1 protein-coding gene is annotated in these 1,530 nt (G+C 43.9%); it reads left to right on the top strand.

Annotated elements, in window-relative coordinates; translation table 11 throughout:
* Nucleotides 1–166: 166 nt before the first annotated feature.
* Nucleotides 167–1,530: flagellar filament capping protein FliD (gene fliD / locus A3757_RS23975; protein WP_068740426.1), on the top strand; the 1,364-nt coding region annotated here is incomplete at its 3' end.

Here is a 1,530-nt window from a genome sequence, read left to right as displayed (position 1 = left end):
TGTTGCCTGCCGATACTATTTATAGGCAGGGTTCAATAACGCTGTTAAGCTGTTTACCCTTTAGTATTCGTTAATCACTAAAATATTGAAAGCAAGAAAATATCGGCTTTCGCGCTATATCTGATATAGAGCACTTTTGGTGATTACAGGTGAGTAGGTGGATGTTATGGCCAGTGTATCTTCAGTCGGAATAGGCTCGGGTGTTCTAACTAGCGAGTTAATAGAGAATCTCGCTAGTGCGGAGCGTGCTCCGGTCGAGGCTCGTCTGGACAGTCAAGAAGCTGACGTAAATGCTGAACTGTCAATTTTTGGTCAAATAAAGTCCGCTATTACAGATCTTCGCCTACCTTCGCGTACACTGGCAAATCCTGAGTTATTCGAATCAAAAACGGTTTCTTCTGGGAACTCTGCATTCTCTGCAGTGGTAGACTCCAATGATGCAACTCCATCAGTTCATACGCTTGAAGTTACCGCTTTAGCAGTCTCTCAAACGCTTACTTCTACTGAGTTTAATGACTCCGATACAACAGCGATTGGTGAAGGCTCTTTAACGATAGTGGTTGATGGAAAAACGACTAACGTTACTATCGATAATAGTAATAATACGCTTGATGGTATTGCTGCAGCGATCAATTCTGAATCTGATGTAGGCATGACGGCTTCAGTTCTTTACACGGGAACTGGCTATAAGCTTGTATTCAATGCCGATGAAACGGGTCTGGATAAAACGATCGATATTTCTGTTTCGGACACCGGTGATGCAAGTAACACAGATGCAAATGGTCTTTCTCGACTCGCCTACACCGCGGGAGCGACTAACTTAATACAGAGTCAACCAGCCGCGGATGCATCATTCAAATTGAATGGTGTACCGATCACGCGCTCAAGTAATGAGATTTATGACGCTATTCCAGGTTTAACCCTGACCCTGAGTGGCACAAATGATGGTTCGCCAGCCGCTTTATCTGTTCAAAATGATCACACTGCTGTGGTCGAGAAAGTTTCAGAATTTGTAGAGAAGTTTAATGCTCTACAGACTTTGGTGAACGACAATAGTGAGTTTGACCCTAGTGGTGGGGCTGAAGCGGGCATTTTGCTTGGTGACTCGACAACTCGAAGTATGATGAATCAGGTACGACGCGTATTGGGTTCGACGGTTGGTGGTTTGGAAAATGCAAATGTCCGTAGTTTGGCAGATATTGGTATTACGACAGATTATCAAACTGGTTTGCTAAGCCTAAATGAAGACACTCTTAGTGATCAGCTTGATTCGCACCCAGATGATGTTTCGGCTTTGTTCAGTGATCAAGGGCGAGCCAGCGATGCTCAAGTAAGCTTTGGTACTGCAAGTATCAACACTAAGCCGGGCAGTTATGATATTAACATAACGACTGCTGCGACAAGAGGAGAGCTATCGGGCGCTGTAAGTTTAGGTGCTAGTACAACTATTGATGCAAATAATGATGAATTCACCATTAGTATTGATGGTACTGAAAGTGGTTCAATCACGCTTGATGCAGGTAGCTATAC

The organism is Oleiphilus sp. HI0117 (assembly GCF_001635235.1).
This window is presented reverse-complemented; position numbering and strand designations above follow the sequence as displayed.